General features: G+C 65.8%; 13 protein-coding genes and 2 pseudogenes. 11 read left to right on the top strand and 4 right to left on the bottom strand.

Annotated elements, in window-relative coordinates; all coding sequences use genetic code 11:
- On the bottom strand, positions 1-1,668 hold the full coding sequence (locus tag H9L12_RS10000) for a class I adenylate-forming enzyme family protein (protein ID WP_187541613.1): 1,668 nt from the start codon (positions 1,666-1,668) through the stop codon (positions 1-3).
- Positions 1,669-1,736: 68 nt separating this feature from the next.
- Here H9L12_RS10000 and lgt point away from each other — a divergent pair, with 68 nt between their 5' ends.
- The 7 genes from lgt to H9L12_RS13955 all read left to right on the top strand — a co-directional run bounded on the left by lgt (position 1,737) and on the right by H9L12_RS13955 (position 8,335).
- Positions 1,737-2,615 carry a prolipoprotein diacylglyceryl transferase gene (lgt, locus tag H9L12_RS09995; RefSeq protein ID WP_187541612.1) on the top strand — a complete coding sequence of 293 codons (879 nt, stop codon included), beginning with the start codon at positions 1,737-1,739 and terminating at the stop codon, positions 2,613-2,615.
- Positions 2,616-2,645: 30 nt separating this feature from the next.
- A complete protein-coding gene (locus H9L12_RS09990; RefSeq protein WP_246450346.1) occupies positions 2,646-3,467 on the top strand; it encodes an SAM-dependent methyltransferase in 822 nt (273 codons plus the stop codon).
- Between the two features lie 153 nt (positions 3,468-3,620).
- Positions 3,621-3,917, top strand: a complete 297-nt coding sequence (locus tag H9L12_RS14200) for a GNAT family N-acetyltransferase (protein WP_343060347.1) — start codon at positions 3,621-3,623, stop codon at positions 3,915-3,917.
- Complete coding sequence (locus H9L12_RS14195; RefSeq protein ID WP_343060346.1) at positions 3,914-4,135, top strand: GNAT family N-acetyltransferase; 222 nt, start codon at positions 3,914-3,916, stop codon at positions 4,133-4,135. The genes H9L12_RS14200 and H9L12_RS14195 overlap by 4 nt, the downstream gene beginning before the upstream one ends.
- A 44-nt stretch (positions 4,136-4,179) precedes the next feature.
- Positions 4,180-4,899 carry a peptidoglycan editing factor PgeF gene (pgeF, locus tag H9L12_RS09980; RefSeq protein ID WP_187543252.1) on the top strand — a complete coding sequence of 240 codons (720 nt, stop codon included), beginning with the start codon at positions 4,180-4,182 and terminating at the stop codon, positions 4,897-4,899.
- 112 nt (positions 4,900-5,011) lie between these two features.
- Positions 5,012-6,304: a cystathionine gamma-synthase family protein gene (locus H9L12_RS09975; protein WP_187541611.1), complete on the top strand. Its 1,293-nt coding sequence runs from the start codon at positions 5,012-5,014 to the stop codon at positions 6,302-6,304.
- A gap of 141 nt (positions 6,305-6,445) precedes the next feature.
- The gene (locus H9L12_RS13955) at positions 6,446-8,335 is read left to right on the top strand and encodes a calcium-binding protein (protein WP_281399783.1); all 1,890 of its coding nucleotides are present in this window, start codon (positions 6,446-6,448) and stop codon (positions 8,333-8,335) included.
- Between the two features lie 47 nt (positions 8,336-8,382).
- On the opposite strand, the gene H9L12_RS09965 is transcribed toward H9L12_RS13955, so the two are convergent.
- Genes H9L12_RS09965 through H9L12_RS09955 form a run of 3 tightly spaced genes read right to left on the bottom strand, consistent with a single transcriptional unit; the run spans position 8,383 to position 10,900 of the window.
- Positions 8,383-9,051: an HAD family hydrolase gene (locus H9L12_RS09965; RefSeq protein ID WP_187541609.1), complete on the bottom strand. Its 669-nt coding sequence runs from the start codon at positions 9,049-9,051 to the stop codon at positions 8,383-8,385.
- The gene (locus H9L12_RS09960) at positions 9,048-9,815 is read right to left on the bottom strand and encodes an NTP transferase domain-containing protein (protein ID WP_187541608.1); all 768 of its coding nucleotides are present in this window, start codon (positions 9,813-9,815) and stop codon (positions 9,048-9,050) included. Before H9L12_RS09960 ends, H9L12_RS09965 begins: the two co-directional genes overlap by 4 nt.
- The gene (locus H9L12_RS09955; RefSeq protein WP_246450344.1) at positions 9,812-10,900 is read right to left on the bottom strand and encodes a CDP-alcohol phosphatidyltransferase family protein; all 1,089 of its coding nucleotides are present in this window, start codon (positions 10,898-10,900) and stop codon (positions 9,812-9,814) included. The genes H9L12_RS09960 and H9L12_RS09955 overlap by 4 nt, the downstream gene beginning before the upstream one ends.
- Before the next feature lie 136 nt (positions 10,901-11,036).
- Here H9L12_RS09955 and H9L12_RS09950 point away from each other — a divergent pair, with 136 nt between their 5' ends.
- The 4 genes and pseudogenes from H9L12_RS09950 (at position 11,037) to H9L12_RS09935 (ending at position 14,499) form a co-directional block, all read left to right on the top strand.
- Positions 11,037-12,140 (top strand): ABC transporter permease, encoded by a 1,104-nt coding sequence (locus tag H9L12_RS09950; RefSeq protein WP_187541607.1) that lies wholly within the window; start codon positions 11,037-11,039, stop codon positions 12,138-12,140.
- Positions 12,137-12,958 (top strand): annotated as a pseudogene (locus H9L12_RS09945) (ABC transporter ATP-binding protein); the annotation flags it as partial. The gene H9L12_RS09950 and the pseudogene H9L12_RS09945, both read left to right, overlap by 4 nt.
- An 8-nt stretch (positions 12,959-12,966) precedes the next feature.
- Positions 12,967-13,918, top strand: a pseudogene (locus H9L12_RS09940) (MlaD family protein).
- Complete coding sequence (locus H9L12_RS09935; protein ID WP_246450342.1) at positions 13,915-14,499, top strand: ABC-type transport auxiliary lipoprotein family protein; 585 nt, start codon at positions 13,915-13,917, stop codon at positions 14,497-14,499. Before H9L12_RS09940 ends, H9L12_RS09935 begins: the two are co-directional and overlap by 4 nt.
- Positions 14,500-14,577 lie beyond the last annotated feature (78 nt).

Genomic DNA, 14,577 nt, shown 5'->3' with positions numbered 1-14,577 from the left:
TCAGGCGGTAAAGCGCTGCTTCAGCGCGACGCGGTCGATTTTGCCGGTGCCGAGGCGAGGCAGCGGGCTTTCCGAGAAATGGAAGGTCTCCGGGATCTTGAAGGCCGCCAGCCTGCTGGCGAGCAGAGCGCGAAGCGCGGCCTCGTCGGCCTCATTGCCCTCACGCAGGTGGAGCACGGCGATCGGCACTTCACCCAGCCGCTCCGACGGAATGCCGAACACGGCCGCCTCGGCCACATCGGGACAGGAATAGAGCGCTGCCTCGACCTCCGCCGCGGAGATATTCTCACCGCCGCGGATGATGATGTCCTTCTTCCGGTCGACGATAAACAGATAGCCGTCCTCGTCCTGGTAGCCGATGTCGCCGGTGCGGAGATATCCGTCGTCGGTGAAGGCGGCCCTGGTCGCGGCGTCGTTGCGCCAATACCCCTTGATGTTGGCCGCCGCGCGAATGCCGACCTCGCCGATCTCGCCGCTGGGCAGCGCCTTGCCGGCATCGTCGAGGATGGCGACCTCGACGAAGGGCAGGGCGCGGCCGGTCGATGCCGGCTTGGCGGCGTAATTGCCCCAGTAATTGCCGCACCCGACCGCGTTGGTTTCGGTCAGACCGTAGCCGAGGGCCGGCTGCGCCTCGGGGAAATCATCCTGCAGCCGCTTGACGTGAGCGACCGGACGCGGAGCGCCACCGGCGGCGATGTCGGTCATCGTCGACAAGTCGTACTGGTCGCGATCGGGGTGGTTCATCAGTTCAAGGCTCATCGTCGGGACACCGACGAAATAGGTGATCTTCTCCCGCTCGATCAGCTTCAGCGCCTCGCCTGCATCCCACTTGGGCATCAGCACCATGCCGCGTCCGATGACGAAGCTGTTGAGCAGCAACGGCACTTCGCCGGTGACATGGAAGAAGGGCACGGCGACCAGGGTGCGCGGCGGGTTCTTCGGCGGCCGGCCTTCTCCGGTCAGGATGCCGAGCAATACGAGGATGCTCGCGGCGTAGGTGTATACCCCGCTGGTGACCGCGGCGTGGGTCGACACCGCGCCCTTGGATTCGCCGGTCGATCCCGATGTGAACAGGATCGTGGCGTCGTCCTCCGGGGTGACTTCCGGCAATGGCGTCGCTTCGTCGCCGTCACCGAGCAGCGGCGCGATGACCTGCTCGATCGGCAGGTCGATATCCAGCGCGACGACATCCCCGGCAAAGCTGGTCGCGCCGATGCGGTGGGCGCGCGGGGCATCGGCCAGCACCAGCTTGGGCTCGGTCAGTTCGAGGGCATGTTCCAGTTCATGCACTTGCCACCAGCCGTTGAGCAGCGTCGCGACCCCGCCGGCCTTCAGCGCCGCCATGTAGCTGACGATCCACGCCGTGCAGTTGCGCATGGCGATGCCAACGCGGTCGCCCTTCGCAATGCCGCGCGCCACCAGCGCGTGGGCCAGCCGGTCCGACACCCGATCGAGATCCGCGAAGGTCAGCCGTTCGGCACCGCACACCACCGCCTCGGTCGCTCCGTGGAGCATGCAGAAGGCCTTGAAGAAGGCCGGAAGGGTGGCGGGAAAGTTGGTCACGCGTTGCCGCCCGCGATCGTCCGTCCCGACGACCATGCGGCCGCCCGGCCCGATCAGTGCCGCGAAAGACTGGTCGTATTTCCGATCAAGCTCCGTGGCCGGCATATCCTCTCCTTTGCCTTTGCCGCCCGCCACCCTATGAGGCGGCTGACAAAGAGGAAAGCCCACGATCCATGCAGCTGACGAATAATGCCGATGCCATCAGCTACACCGACCTCGGCCTGTCGCCGGTTGCCCTCGATCTCGGCTTTTTCGAGCTGCGTTGGTACAGCCTCGCCTACCTGGCGGGCATCTTCGTCGGCTACTGGTATCTGTTGAAGCTGATCCGTCAGCCGGGATCGCCGATGGCCCGCCGCCACGCCGACGACCTCGTTTTCTACGCCTCGCTCGGGATCATTCTCGGGGGCCGGCTCGGCTATGTGCTGTTCTACAACCTCGGCGAATATCTGGCCGACCCGATCAGCATCTTCAAGCTGTGGGACGGCGGAATGAGCTTCCATGGCGGGGTCATCGGCACCTCGCTCGGGATCCTTTATCTCGCCTGGAAGCAGAAACTGCAGTGGCTGCGAATCCACGATTATGTCGCCTGCTGCGTCCCCTTTGGCCTGTTCTTCGGCCGCCTCGCCAATTTCGTGAACGGTGAGCTATGGGGCGCGGTGACGACCGCGCCCTGGGCGGTGCGCTTCCCGGAAAACATCGGCGGGGTTCAGGCGCTCGGCCCGCCACGCCACCCGAGCCAGCTGTACGAGGCCGGGCTTGAAGGCCTCGTCCTGTTCGGCATCCTCGCCTTCATGTTCTGGCGGACCGATGCGCGGTACCAGCCGGGCAAGCTCGTCGGTGCCTTCATCCTGTTTTACGGCCTGTTCCGCTTCGGGGTGGAATTCATCCGCGAACCGGATGCCCAACTGACCGAGTTCGCGCAGGCGACCGGGCTTCACATGGGGCAATGGTTGTGCATTCCGATGATCATCGGCGGGCTTTACCTGATGCTGACCGCCGCGCGCCGGCGTGTTCGCGTCGAACCGACGGTCGGCACCGCCAGTGTGGCGTGACGAGGTCCTCCCGCAAGCGGGAGGGTGGGCGTGACGCCGCTGGAACAGGCGCTGCGGGAACGGATTCGGACGGGAGGGCCGATCGGCGTCGACGCCTACATGGAGGCGTGCAACAGCTTCTACTACGCGACCCGTGACCCGCTCGGCACGGCGGGCGATTTCACCACAGCGCCTGAAATAAGCCAGATGTTCGGCGAGATGGTCGGCGCAGCGCTGGCGGATTGCTGGCATCGCGCTGGGCGGCCGGGCGGGACGCGTTACGTCGAGTTGGGCCCGGGCCGCGGCACATTGGCCGCCGATGCGCTGCGGGTGTTGCGGTCGGCCGGCTTCGGCTGTCCCGTCGACCTGGTTGAAACCAGCCCTGTCCTGCGTGACCTGCAGCGGCAACAGCATCCGGACGCGACGTTCCACGACGACCTGACGACCATCGGCACCGATGGTCCCATCCTGCTCGTCGCCAACGAATTCTTCGATGCGCTGCCGGTCCGCCAGCTCGTCGACGGACAGGAGCGGCGCGTGACGATCACCGCCGGCCAGTTGGCCTTCGATCGCGACGGCGCGATTGTCGAGCAGTCGCCGCAGCGCAGCGAGGTCGCGACCGATCTGGCGCGGAGGCTCGACGCGCAAGGCGGGGCGGCCCTGGTCATCGATTACGGCTACACCGAGGGCGCGAGCGGCGACACGCTCCAGGCCGTGCACGCACACCAGTTCGCCTATGTCCTGGAGCGGCCAGGCGAGCACGACCTCACCGCCCATGTCGACTTCGCGGTCTTGGCGGCGGCGGCGCGCGACGGTGGCGCCAGGGTCGGCGGTCCGGTATCGCAGGGCAACTGGCTGGAGACGCTGGTATAGGTCCGCGCGCGATGGCGCTGGGGCTGCCAACCCAGCCAAGGCCGGCGAAATCGCGGCCGCGCGGCGGCGGCTGTGCGACGAGGAGGAGATGGGGCGCTTGTTCAAGGTAATGGGCCTGGCCGGCGGCGAATGGCCGCTCCCCGCGGGGCTGGCATGAGCAAGATTCGCTACCGCGACGCAACCGAAGACGACGCGGCGTCGGTCGCGGCACTGTTCGGGATCAGCTTCACCGACACCTTCGGGCATCTCTATGCACCGGAGGATCTGCAAGCTTTCCTCGACGAATTGTCACCCGAAGCGTTCGCCGGCGAGATCGCCGATCCACGATACGCCTTCCGCCTTGCCGAAGAGGACGACGGGCGACTCGCCGGTTTCATCAAGCTTGGCCCGCCGAACCTTCCGGTCGAAACGCCCCCGACACGATCGAGCTTCGCCAGCTTTACGTCATGACCGAATGGAAGGGCGAGGGCATCGCCCCACGATTGATGGACTGGGCGTTCGAAGAAGCCCGGCGGCGCGGGAATTCGCACATGCAGCTCAGTGTCTATGTCGACAACCACCGCGCCCGCAGGTTTTACGAAAAGCGCGGCTTCGTTGAGGTCGGGCATTACCAGTTCAAGGTCGGGGACCACATCGACGACGATCGGGTAATGCGGGTCGCGCTTTGAGCGTCGAGGCAGTCCGAAGCCAACTCCCGGTGCCGCACGGCTTCATGGGCCGTCGCGGCGGCGTTTCGGCGGGCGGCGATCTCAACTGCGGGCTTGGCAGCAACGATGATCCCGCGCTGGTCGCCGAGAACCGGCGCCGCGCCGCCGGTGCGGTCATGCCGGAAGCACCGCTGGTCGGCGTCTACCAAATCCACTCCGCGGACTGCGTCGCGGTCGAAGCGCCGTGGGGCGACGCCGACCGCCCGCGCGCCGATGCGCTGGTCACCGACCGGCCCGGCGTCCTGTTGTCGATCCTGACCGCCGATTGCGCGCCGGTCCTGTTGGCGGACGCGGAGGCCGGCGTCGTCGGCGCCGCCCACGCCGGATGGCGCGGCGCGATCGGCGGGGTCACCGACGCGACGATTGCGGCCATGCTCCGGCTTGGCGCTCGCATCGACCACATCGCCGCCGCGGTCGGACCGTGCATCGCGCAGCGCAGCTATGAGGTCGACCAAGACTTCCTGGAGCGCTTCCTCGACGACGATGCCGGCAACGACCGCTTCTTTGCCGGTGGCCCGGGCGACCGGCCGCATTTCGACCTGGAGGCCTATGTCGTCGCCCGCCTCGCCGCCGCGGGCGTCCGGCAGGTCGAAGCGCTCGGCCTCGACACCTATCACGTCGAGGATCGCTTCTTCAGCTTCCGCCGGGCGACCCATCGCGGCGAGGCTGACTACGGCCGGCAGGTCAGCATCATCGGCCTTCCCACCGCACAGCAAAATCGGTAGTTGCCCCGCATCCGGCGAGCCGGCGGAGATGCGTCCTGCGGAGGTTAGGACGGAAACGCCCCGGCTTCCTCGCCATCGGCCCCCGCCTTCCTGGGGGCGATGAGGACTTGGCATGACCCGTACCCCGAAGAACCCCGCCCGTTTTATCGGCAACCACCAGCTCGACCCGTCGACCCTGATGATGGGCCACGGCTTTGATCCAGCGCTGTCGGAAGGTTCCCTCAAGCCGCCGATCTTCCTGACCTCGACCTTCGTTTTCCAGAACGCGGCCGAGGGTAAGAGCTTCTTCGAGGGCATCACCGGCAAGAGCGACGGTTCAGGCAAGGCAGCGGGCCTCGTCTATTCGCGCTTCAACGGGCCGAACCAGGAAATCCTCGAAGACCGGCTGGCCATTTGGGAAGATGCCGAAGCGGCACTGAGCTTCTCGAGCGGCATGACCGCCATTTCGACGTTGGTGCTGGCGCTGACCAACCAGAATGACGTCGTCGTCCATTCCGGCCCGCTCTACGCGGCGACCGAATCGGTGATCGACAAGATCATGGCCCGCTACGGTGTCGGCTATGTCGACTTCCCCGCCGGCGCATCGCGCGAGGAACTCGACGAAGTGATGGCACGGGCCAAGGCGATGGCGGCCGAAAAGGGCGGCAAGGTGGCGATGATCTACCTCGAAAGCCCGGCCAACCCGACCAACGCGCTGGTCGACGTCGAAGCGGTCCATGCCGCTCGCGGTGCCGCCTTCGACGGTGAGCTTCCGCCGATCGCGATCGACAATACCTTCCTTGGACCCTTGTGGGCCAAGCCGCTGGCGCAGGGTGCAGACGTCAGCGTTTACAGCCTCACCAAATATGTCGGTGGCCACTCCGATCTCGTCGCCGGGGCGCTGGTCGGCAGCAAGGCGGTGCTCGACAAGGTCCGGCTGATCCGCAACCCGATGGGCGGCATCTGCGATCCCAACACCGCGTGGATGCTGATGCGCAGCCTCGAGACGTTGGAACTCCGGATGAGCCGCGCCGGCGAGAACGCCGAAAAGGTCTGCGCTTTCCTGCGTAATCACCCGAAGGTCGAAAAGGTCGGCTATCTCGGCTTCCTCAAGGAAGGATCGCGGCAGAAGGACATCTTCGACCGTCACTGCACCGGTGCGGGCTCGACCTTCTCGCTTTACCTGAAAGGCGGCGAAGCGGAGGCATTTCGCTTCCTCGACGCGTTGAAGATCGCCAAGCTGGCCGTCAGCCTCGGCGGGACCGAAACCCTGGCCAGCGCGCCGGCGGCGATGACGCACCTAAGCGTGCCGCCCGAGCGCAAGGCGGCGCTCGGCATCAGCGACAACCTCGTCAGGATCTCGATCGGGGTCGAAAAGGCGGAGGATCTGATCGCCGACTTCGACGCAGCGCTGGCCGCGGTCTGACCAAATCGCGCTTGAAGCGCATACAATTTTTGTTAACGCAGTGTGCTTAGACCGTCGCGATGTGGCGTTGTCCCGTCGGACGGGCTCTGCTGAAATCCGGGGAATTTGCCCGCCGTTTGGCGAGTGATGAGGAGTAGTAGCGTGATCAGCTTCACCGAGTTTGACGACGAGTATAACGTCACCGCCGAGGGCACGTACGAACTGGACTTCCTCGGCGGGGCCGACCTTCTTCGCGTGTGGCGCGGCACGGTCACCGCCTACATGGGCTCGGGCGACGACCAGGTCCTGCTGCGTGGCGGCACTTCGACGATCTATGCCGGCGTCGGCAACGATTCACTCCACATCTTCACCTCCGGCTCGACCGTCGACGGCGGTGATGACGACGATCTCGTAACGGTCCGTGGTGGCAATTCGCTCACCATTGCCGGCGGGAATGGCAACGACCGGGTCAACTTCTACGCGGACTCGACCGGAGTTAGCATCGACGGCGGTGAGGGCGCGGACCGGTTCTTCGGCTATGAACGGGCGATCAACGGGACGATCGCCGGTGGTGCCGGCAACGACGGCTTCTACCGGTTCCTGGCCGGCGTGACGCTGGCCGGTGGCACCGGTAACGACATCTATCGCGTCCAGTCGCTGGCAGCGCCGACCATTCTCGAGCTGGCCGGGGAAGGCACCGATACCGTCCAGGTCGCCCGCGGGTTGAGCTACACCCTCGGCGCCAATGTCGAAAACCTCATTGTGCTGGCCAGCGGCAGCGGCAGCGGGGCGACCATGACCGGCAACGCGCTGAACAATTCGATGACCGGAAGCAGCGCGGGCGAGGTTTTCGACGGCGCCGGTGGCAACGACAAGCTCTACGGCCGCGGTGGCAATGACATGCTGTCCGGCGGCGAGGGCAACGACATCCTCGACGGCGGTACCGGTGACGACGTCATGAACGGCGGTGCAGGCAACGACACCTACTATGTCGACAGCATTCTCGACGTGATCAGTGAAGGGGTCGATGGTGGCATCGACTTGGTCCGGTCGAAGGCAAGCAGCTACACCCTCGGCGCCAACATCGAGAACGGCACGATTGCGACCCATGCCGGCGCGACGCTGACCGGCAACGGCCTGGCGAACATCCTCAACGGCAGCATGGGCGACGACACGCTGAACGGTCTCGACGGGGACGATGTCCTTAACGGTGGCGCGGGCAATGATACGCTGAACGGCGGTGCCGGTAACGACACGCTGAGCGGCGGCGCCGGGAATGACCAGATGGCCGGTGGGCTGGGCGATGACACCTACTACGTCGAAGTCGGCGACTTCATTGTCGAAGACCCCGGCAGTGGCACCGACACCATCGTCGGGACAAGTAGCGACTATCAGTCTTTGTACCTGGCATCGAATGTCGAAAACGGGCTGTTGAAGTTCGGTGGTCAGCTGATCGGGAACGAGCTGGACAATATCCTGACGGGTTCGGACTTCGACGATTTCCTTTCGGCCGACGCGGGTAACGACACGATCTTCGGCAATGGCGGTGCGGATTACCTGGACGGCTACGACGGTAACGATCTCATGAACGGCGGCGCCGGCAACGATACGTTTACCGACGGCGCCGGCGATGACGTGATGAACGGCGGCGCCGGCGACGACATCTTCTACCATTCCGCCGGTGTTACCGGGTCGTTTGGCTTCGACACCGTCAGCGGCGGAACCGGGGCCGACACCTTCACCTATACGATGGTCGAAGGCTGGGTGACGTCAAATCCCGACGGGTACGACATAATCGCTGATTTCGAAGTGGGTGTCGACATCCTGCAACTCGAATATGTCGACGCCAATCTCAGCCTGGCGAACGACCAGGCGTTCACTTGGGTCGCGTCGCCGACCGGCGCGTTGGGGCAGCTGTGGATCGTCAACCTCGGCAGCGGCCATTATGTGCTCAACGGCAACATCGCTGGCGACGCCGCGCCTGACCTGTACGTTTATATCAAGCTGAACGACCCGTACCAAGCGTTCAGCCAGGCCGATGTCATCCTTTAGCGCGAACCTCCGGAGCGGCGTCATACTCGCCCGCTTCGGGGGACGGGTCAGCCCCAGTCGACGATGTCCCAGCCGCGCCGGCGGGCAAGCTTGCGCAGCGGCTCGTGCGGATTGACCGCGACCGCCTCGTCGGCCCACTCGAACACCGGCGCGTCGCTGGCATGGTCGGAATAGAAGCGCACTTGGCCGCGTGCCAATTCGTGCCGCTTCAGCCATTCTTCGATCATCACCAGCTTGGCCGGGCCGTAGCAATTGTCGCCGTCGATCTTGGCATGGACCCGCTCGTCTAGGCCAATGACCGACGCCGTTCCGATGCAGTCGTCGAAGCCGAGCTCGCGAGCGATCGCCTCAGCATAGAGGCGATAACTGGCGGTCGCCATGACGATCCGGCGGCCCTCGGCGCGGTCGCGGGCGATGGCATCGCGCGCGCCAGGCCGAACGTTGCCGGCGGCCGTTTTCGACGCGAAGCTGTCGGCCAGCGGCTGCAACTCGTGCGCATGGCGGCGATGGCCGATCAGCAGGCGATGGTTGATTTCCTTCAGCCGGCCGCGGTCGATGAGCTTGGCGACATAGGCCAGCATGGACAGCAGGACGAGGGGCAGCAACAGCAGTCGCCACGGCGCCCGCCGCGCCGCGCAGTGGAGCAGAAACGGGGTGTAGGTCGCGTGGCGAGTCACCGTCCGGTCCATGTCGTAGATGGCAAGGTCCTGGGTCACTGGCGCTCCGCGATCAGGCGATTGGCGAGGTCGAGGTCGGCCGGCTTGTCGACGTCGACCGCGGCGATCGGGTCGGACAATTCGACCTTGGCGATGCTGATCCCCAACCGCCGCCCTACGCGCGACAGCACCGCGTCCAGGCCGAGCAGTCGGAGGAACGTGCCAAGCAGCACCACCGGCCCGAGAGCCGCGATCACGCGCCAGCCCTTCTTGCGGTCCTGTTCGACCGATCGCCACAACGCCACCGCGCTTGCCGCCCGCTTGCTTCCGAACGCAAACAGGTTGGCCCCGGAATAGGAGCCCCCACGAAACTTCAGCCAAGTCCGCCGGCTGTCCGGCAGCCGACGCATCAAGGCGGCGCGCTCCACGACCCCGATCGCAAGGTCCTTGCCCGTCGCCCGGGCGCAGAAGTCGGCGATCATCGCCGGGGTCAGCAGGGCATGGTCAGCGGTCGTCACCAGCAATGGAAATCGTGTCTCAGGATCGGTCAGCAGGTCGGCGATGGTCGATGCGATGGTCGCGCCCGAGATTTCGACCGAAAGGCGCTCATCCTTGGGCAGCGCCGCCGCGATCCGCTCGGGCTGCTGGGCCAGCACCCGCAGCGTCGCCACCTCCGGCGCTTCCAGCAACGCCGCCACCGGTCGGGCCACCATCGGCACGCCGCCCACCGGGATCAGCGCCTTCAGGTCGGTGCCATTGGCCGCCGCGAATGGATCGATGCCGGGCCGCGACCCGGCGAGGACAATCGCCGTCCAGCCGCTCATGCCAGCCAGCTGACCACCGGCCGGCCGCTGCGCCGCTGTTCGTTGGCCTGGGCGATGCGGACCGCATGGAACAACAGGCTGAGCGCGGTCCATAGCGCGACCAGCTCCAGGCCCGTCGCGGGCAAGCCGAGCGCGAGGGCGACCAGCAGGATCGCCATGTTGGGGTTGCGCCGCGCGGTCACCAGCCGGAACAGGCTATCCGCGCGTTTCCACACATGGATGTCCATTCCGAAACGCTTGATGAAGATGCCTTCGATGATCCGTTGCAGGATGTATGCGATGACGATCGTCCCGACGATCATCAATTCATAGACCCGCTCGAAGCCCTGTCCGCTGACGCGCAACCCTTCCGCCCACGCCCACCACCAGAAGGGCGGGTGGATCAGGTCCACGCCATGGTCGAAAACGTTGCCCCACTTCGACGACTGGCCGGTGCAGCGTGCCAGCTTCCCGTCGACGGTGTCGAGCACCATGAACGCGAACCCGGTCGCCATTCCGGTCCAGAAAAAGCCTTCGAGCCACAGGAAGAAGGTGGCAACGCAAAGTGCCGCGCCCACCGCCGTCACCTGGTTCGGCTTGATCCCGGCCAGCGCGGCCCAGCGGGTCAGGTAAAACGCCGGACGGCGCCATAGATACAACGTCAGCGCATCGGTGACGCCCTTGTAGCTGCCGTCGTATGCGGCACGTTCCACCGCATCGACCGTCTCGGTCGTCAATGGCATGGCGAAGGGCCGCTCGCGCTTGCGAAGCTGGGTGTTGCTGAGCTCGGCCGTGTCGGCGTCGATCGTCTCCATCGCCGGCGGAACGAGACCGGACTGGATGGCGACGATCGCGGGGTCGACCGGCGATCCGGCAGGAAGATGGGCAAGGATCGGCCGGCCGTTCCTGACCAGTGCGCATCCCGGGCTCGCGGCGATCAGCTTCGCCCAGGACGGGTCCCATGCCCACCCCATGTCGGCCAATACGACGCCGCGGCCCGGCTGTGCCACCAACGCGGGCTCCATCCCGGCCTGTGCCGCCAGCGCATTGGCGCGATCGATGGCTTCCATGCCGAAGGCGCGCGCGTCGTTATTGCCAACGGGCACGAACAGGGGCGTGTCGATGGGGCGGCCGGATCGGGCATGTGTAAGGGGGGCTATAAGCACAGCCGCGCGCCCACGAAAGTGGGTCCGGCGAACGTGGCTTGCCGAGGTGGGGCTTTTCGGCTCTTAAGTGACGGCAATGGGGGACAAACCTTCACATTCGCCAGATGAAGAGGCCGACGGCAGCATTCGCTGCAGCGGGGCGCTCACGATTACGCGGGCGGCGTCGACTGAACGGGAATTCGAAGCGGCGCCCGATCCGCTGACCATCGACCTCAGCGGCGTTGAAAAGATGGATACGGTCGGGGCCTACCTGGTCCACCGGGCGATGCGCGATCGCAAGGCGAAGGTTGTCGGTGCCTCCGAGGATATCGAGCAATTGCTCGCCCAGGTGGCGGAGGCCGATAATCCGGCGCAGGTGCGGCCCACGGAGCGGAACGCGCCGATGCGCGCGCTGAGCGAACTCGGCGCTTGGGCGATCGAGGCGGGACGGACGCTGGTCGGACTGGTGGGCTTCTTCGGGGCGACCATCCTGGCGTTCGGCTCCGTCATCGCCCGGCCGAAGCGCTTCCGCCTCAACGCCGTTGTCCAGCGCTTCGACGTCGTCGGCGTCCGCGCGCTGGGCATCATTGGCCTGATGACCTTCCTGATCGGCATCGTCATCGGCCAGCAGGGCGCCGTGCAGCTCCAGCAGTTCGGCGCCGAGGTCTACACCATCAACCTGATTGGCCGCATTTCGGTGCGCGAACTTGCAACGCTGATGACGGCGATCATGGTCGCCGGCCGGTCGGGCAGCGCCTTCGCCGCCCAGATCGGCACGATGAAGATCACCGAAGAGGTCGATGCCATGCGCACCATCGGCGTTTCGCCGATCGAGGCGCTGGTCGTGCCGCGCATGTTGGCGGCTGTCATCATGATGCCGCTGCTGTCGTTCTATGCGATGATCATGTCGCTGTTGGGCGGTGGCATCTTCTGCTGGATCGCGCTCGGGATCCCGCCGCTGACCTATATCCAGCGCCTGCAGGAAGTCATTCCTATCACCGACCTGTGGGTCGGCCTGATCAAGGCACCGGTGTTCGGTTTCATCATTGCGCTCGCCGGCTGTTTCCAGGGCATGCTGGTCGAAGGCAATTCGGAGGAAGTTGGCCTCCGGACCACCGCGGCCGTTGTCCAATCGATCTTCCTCGTCATCGTCCTCGATGCCGTGTTCGCTGTGTTCTTCTCCAGCGTCGGGTGGATATGACCGATCCCGTTGCCCCATCGGCGTCCACCGAGAAGCGCGATGACGACATCGTCATTTCGGTGCGCGGGCTCAAGAACAGCTTCGGCGACCAGGTGGTCCATGAAGGCCTCGACCTCGACGTGCGCCGCGGGGAAATTCTCGGCGTGGTCGGCGGGTCTGGCACCGGCAAGTCGGTGCTGATGCGCTCGATCATCGGGCTGCAGACGCCCGACGAAGGCGAGATCCATGTGCTGGGCGAGGACATGATCGGCCGCGACGATGTCGAGGCGAAGAACATTCGCCGCCGCTGGGGCATCCTGTTCCAGAACGGCGCGCTGTTTTCTACGCTGACCGTGGCCGAAAACGTCGAGGTGCCGATCCGGGAGTACTTCCCGTTCATCAAGCCGCCGCTGCTCGACGAGATCGCCGGTTACAAGATCGCGATGTCGGGACTTCCGTCCGATGCGGGTCCCAAATATCCTTCCGAACTGTCGGGAGGCATGCGCAAGCGCGCCGGCCTGGCCCGCGCCCTCGCCCTCGATCCGGAACTGCTTTTCCTCGACGAGCCGACCGCCGGGCTCGACCCGATCGGCGCGGCGGCGTTCGACGAGCTCATCGAAAACCTCAAGCGGCGGCTGGAACTGACCGTCTTCCTCATCACCCACGACCTCGACACGTTGTGGGCGATCTGCGACCGTGTCGCGGTCCTCAGCGATCGAAAGGTCGTGGCGGTGGGAACGATTGAAGAGCTGCTCGCTTTGGATCATCCTTGGATTCAAGAGTATTTCAATGGTCCTCGCGGCCGCGCGGCCGCCGAAGGGGCCAGGAAGGATCACCGGGGCAATAAATGGAAACGCGTTCGAACCATGTGCTGGTCGGGACCGTCGTCCTTGCCCTTCTTGCCGGCCTTCTGTTGTTCACGGTGTGGCTCGCGGGCCTGTCGAACAAGGCGTCGAAATGTTTCGACATCTATTTCAGCCAGGGGTTGGCGGCCTCAACAAGGGCTCGTCGGTCAGCTTCTCCGGCGTTCCGGTTGGCGAGATCAAGGAAATCAGCCTGCTGCCCGACCGCCCGGAATTCGTCTGGGTGCGGATCGAGGTGGATGCGGACACGCCGGTGCTCCAGGGCACCACGGCGCAGATCAAGGGCGTCGGCTTCACCGGCGTTTCCGAAATCCAGCTCGACGGCGCGGTCAAGGGCGGACGTCCGATCAGCCAGCCGGGGCCGCAGGGTTGCCCGGTGGTTCCGTCCAGCTCTGGCGGACTCGGCGCGCTGCTCAACAGCGCCCGGAACTGATCGACCGAATTCAGCGCCTGACGGAACGGTTGACCGAACTGTTGAGCGACAAGAACCAGAACGCGATCTCCGACATCCTCGAAAATGTCGACGAGACCACCCGCGTTCTCGCCGAGCGCGCTCCCGATCTTGCCGACGCCGTCGGCGATGCGCGGATCGCCGCGCGCGAGGCCGGGGTCGCTGCACGCCGCTGGGGCGAAGTGGCCGGCACCACCAACCAGTTGCTCAAGGAACAGGGCCAGCCGGCGGCGGAAGACCTGCGCAAGGCGATCGCGTCGGTTCAGAATGCCGCCGACAACCTGGACGCGGTGATCGCCGACGCCCGGCCGGGAATCCAGAATTTCTCCAAGTCGACGCTACCCGAAGCGAACCGGCTGGTGCGTGACCTGCGCGACCTGTCGACCAGCCTCAAGGGCTTTTCCGATCGCCTGAACGAAGACGGGATCGGCGGCTCGCTCGGCGCGCCCAAGCTGCCCGACTATAAGCCAGGGAAAACCAAATGATGCGCCATCGCCTGTTGTTCGTCGCGCTCGGTGCGCTGTCCCTGACCGCCTGTTTCGGTGGCAAGAAGGTCCCGCCGACGCTGCTCACGCTGAGCTCGTCTGCGCCCGCGCCCGCCAACACGGTCCGCTCGGCCAATGCCGGCGATGCGGTGACGATCGACGTGCCGGTGGTGCCCAAGGAACTCGCGACGACCCGCGTGCCAGCACACGCCGGTCCGACGGCGGTCGCCTATATCAAGGACCTGATGTGGGTGGAAACGCCCGACCGGCAATTCGCCCGGCTGGTCAGCGAGACCGTGCTCCGGACCACCAACCGCGTCGTGCTGGATTCGCGCCAGTCGACCCTCGATCCCGGCCTTCACCTCAGCGGGACGCTGCACCGCTTCGGCTATGACGCGCAGACCGGGACGGTGATCGTGCGCTTCGACGGCGCGCTGTCGACGGTCGGGGGAACCCGCGTCGAGACCCGCCGCTTCGAAGCTAGCGTGCCTGCCGACGGTACCGCCCGTTCGGTCGGCCCGGCGCTGAACGCCGCCGCCAATCGCGTTGCGAGCGACATCGCACGGTGGATCGGCGGCTGATGACCCGCGACACCCGCAACATGACCATCGCGCTGGTCCTGATCGCAGCGATCCTGGCCATCGTGTGGGTGGCGTTCC

Origin of the sequence: Sphingomonas rhizophila (assembly GCF_014396585.1) — a bacterium.
GTDB lineage: Bacteria > Pseudomonadota > Alphaproteobacteria > Sphingomonadales > Sphingomonadaceae > Sphingomicrobium > Sphingomicrobium rhizophilum.
The sequence above is the reverse complement of the archived record's forward strand: the minus strand, read 5'-3'. Positions and strand labels throughout refer to the sequence as shown.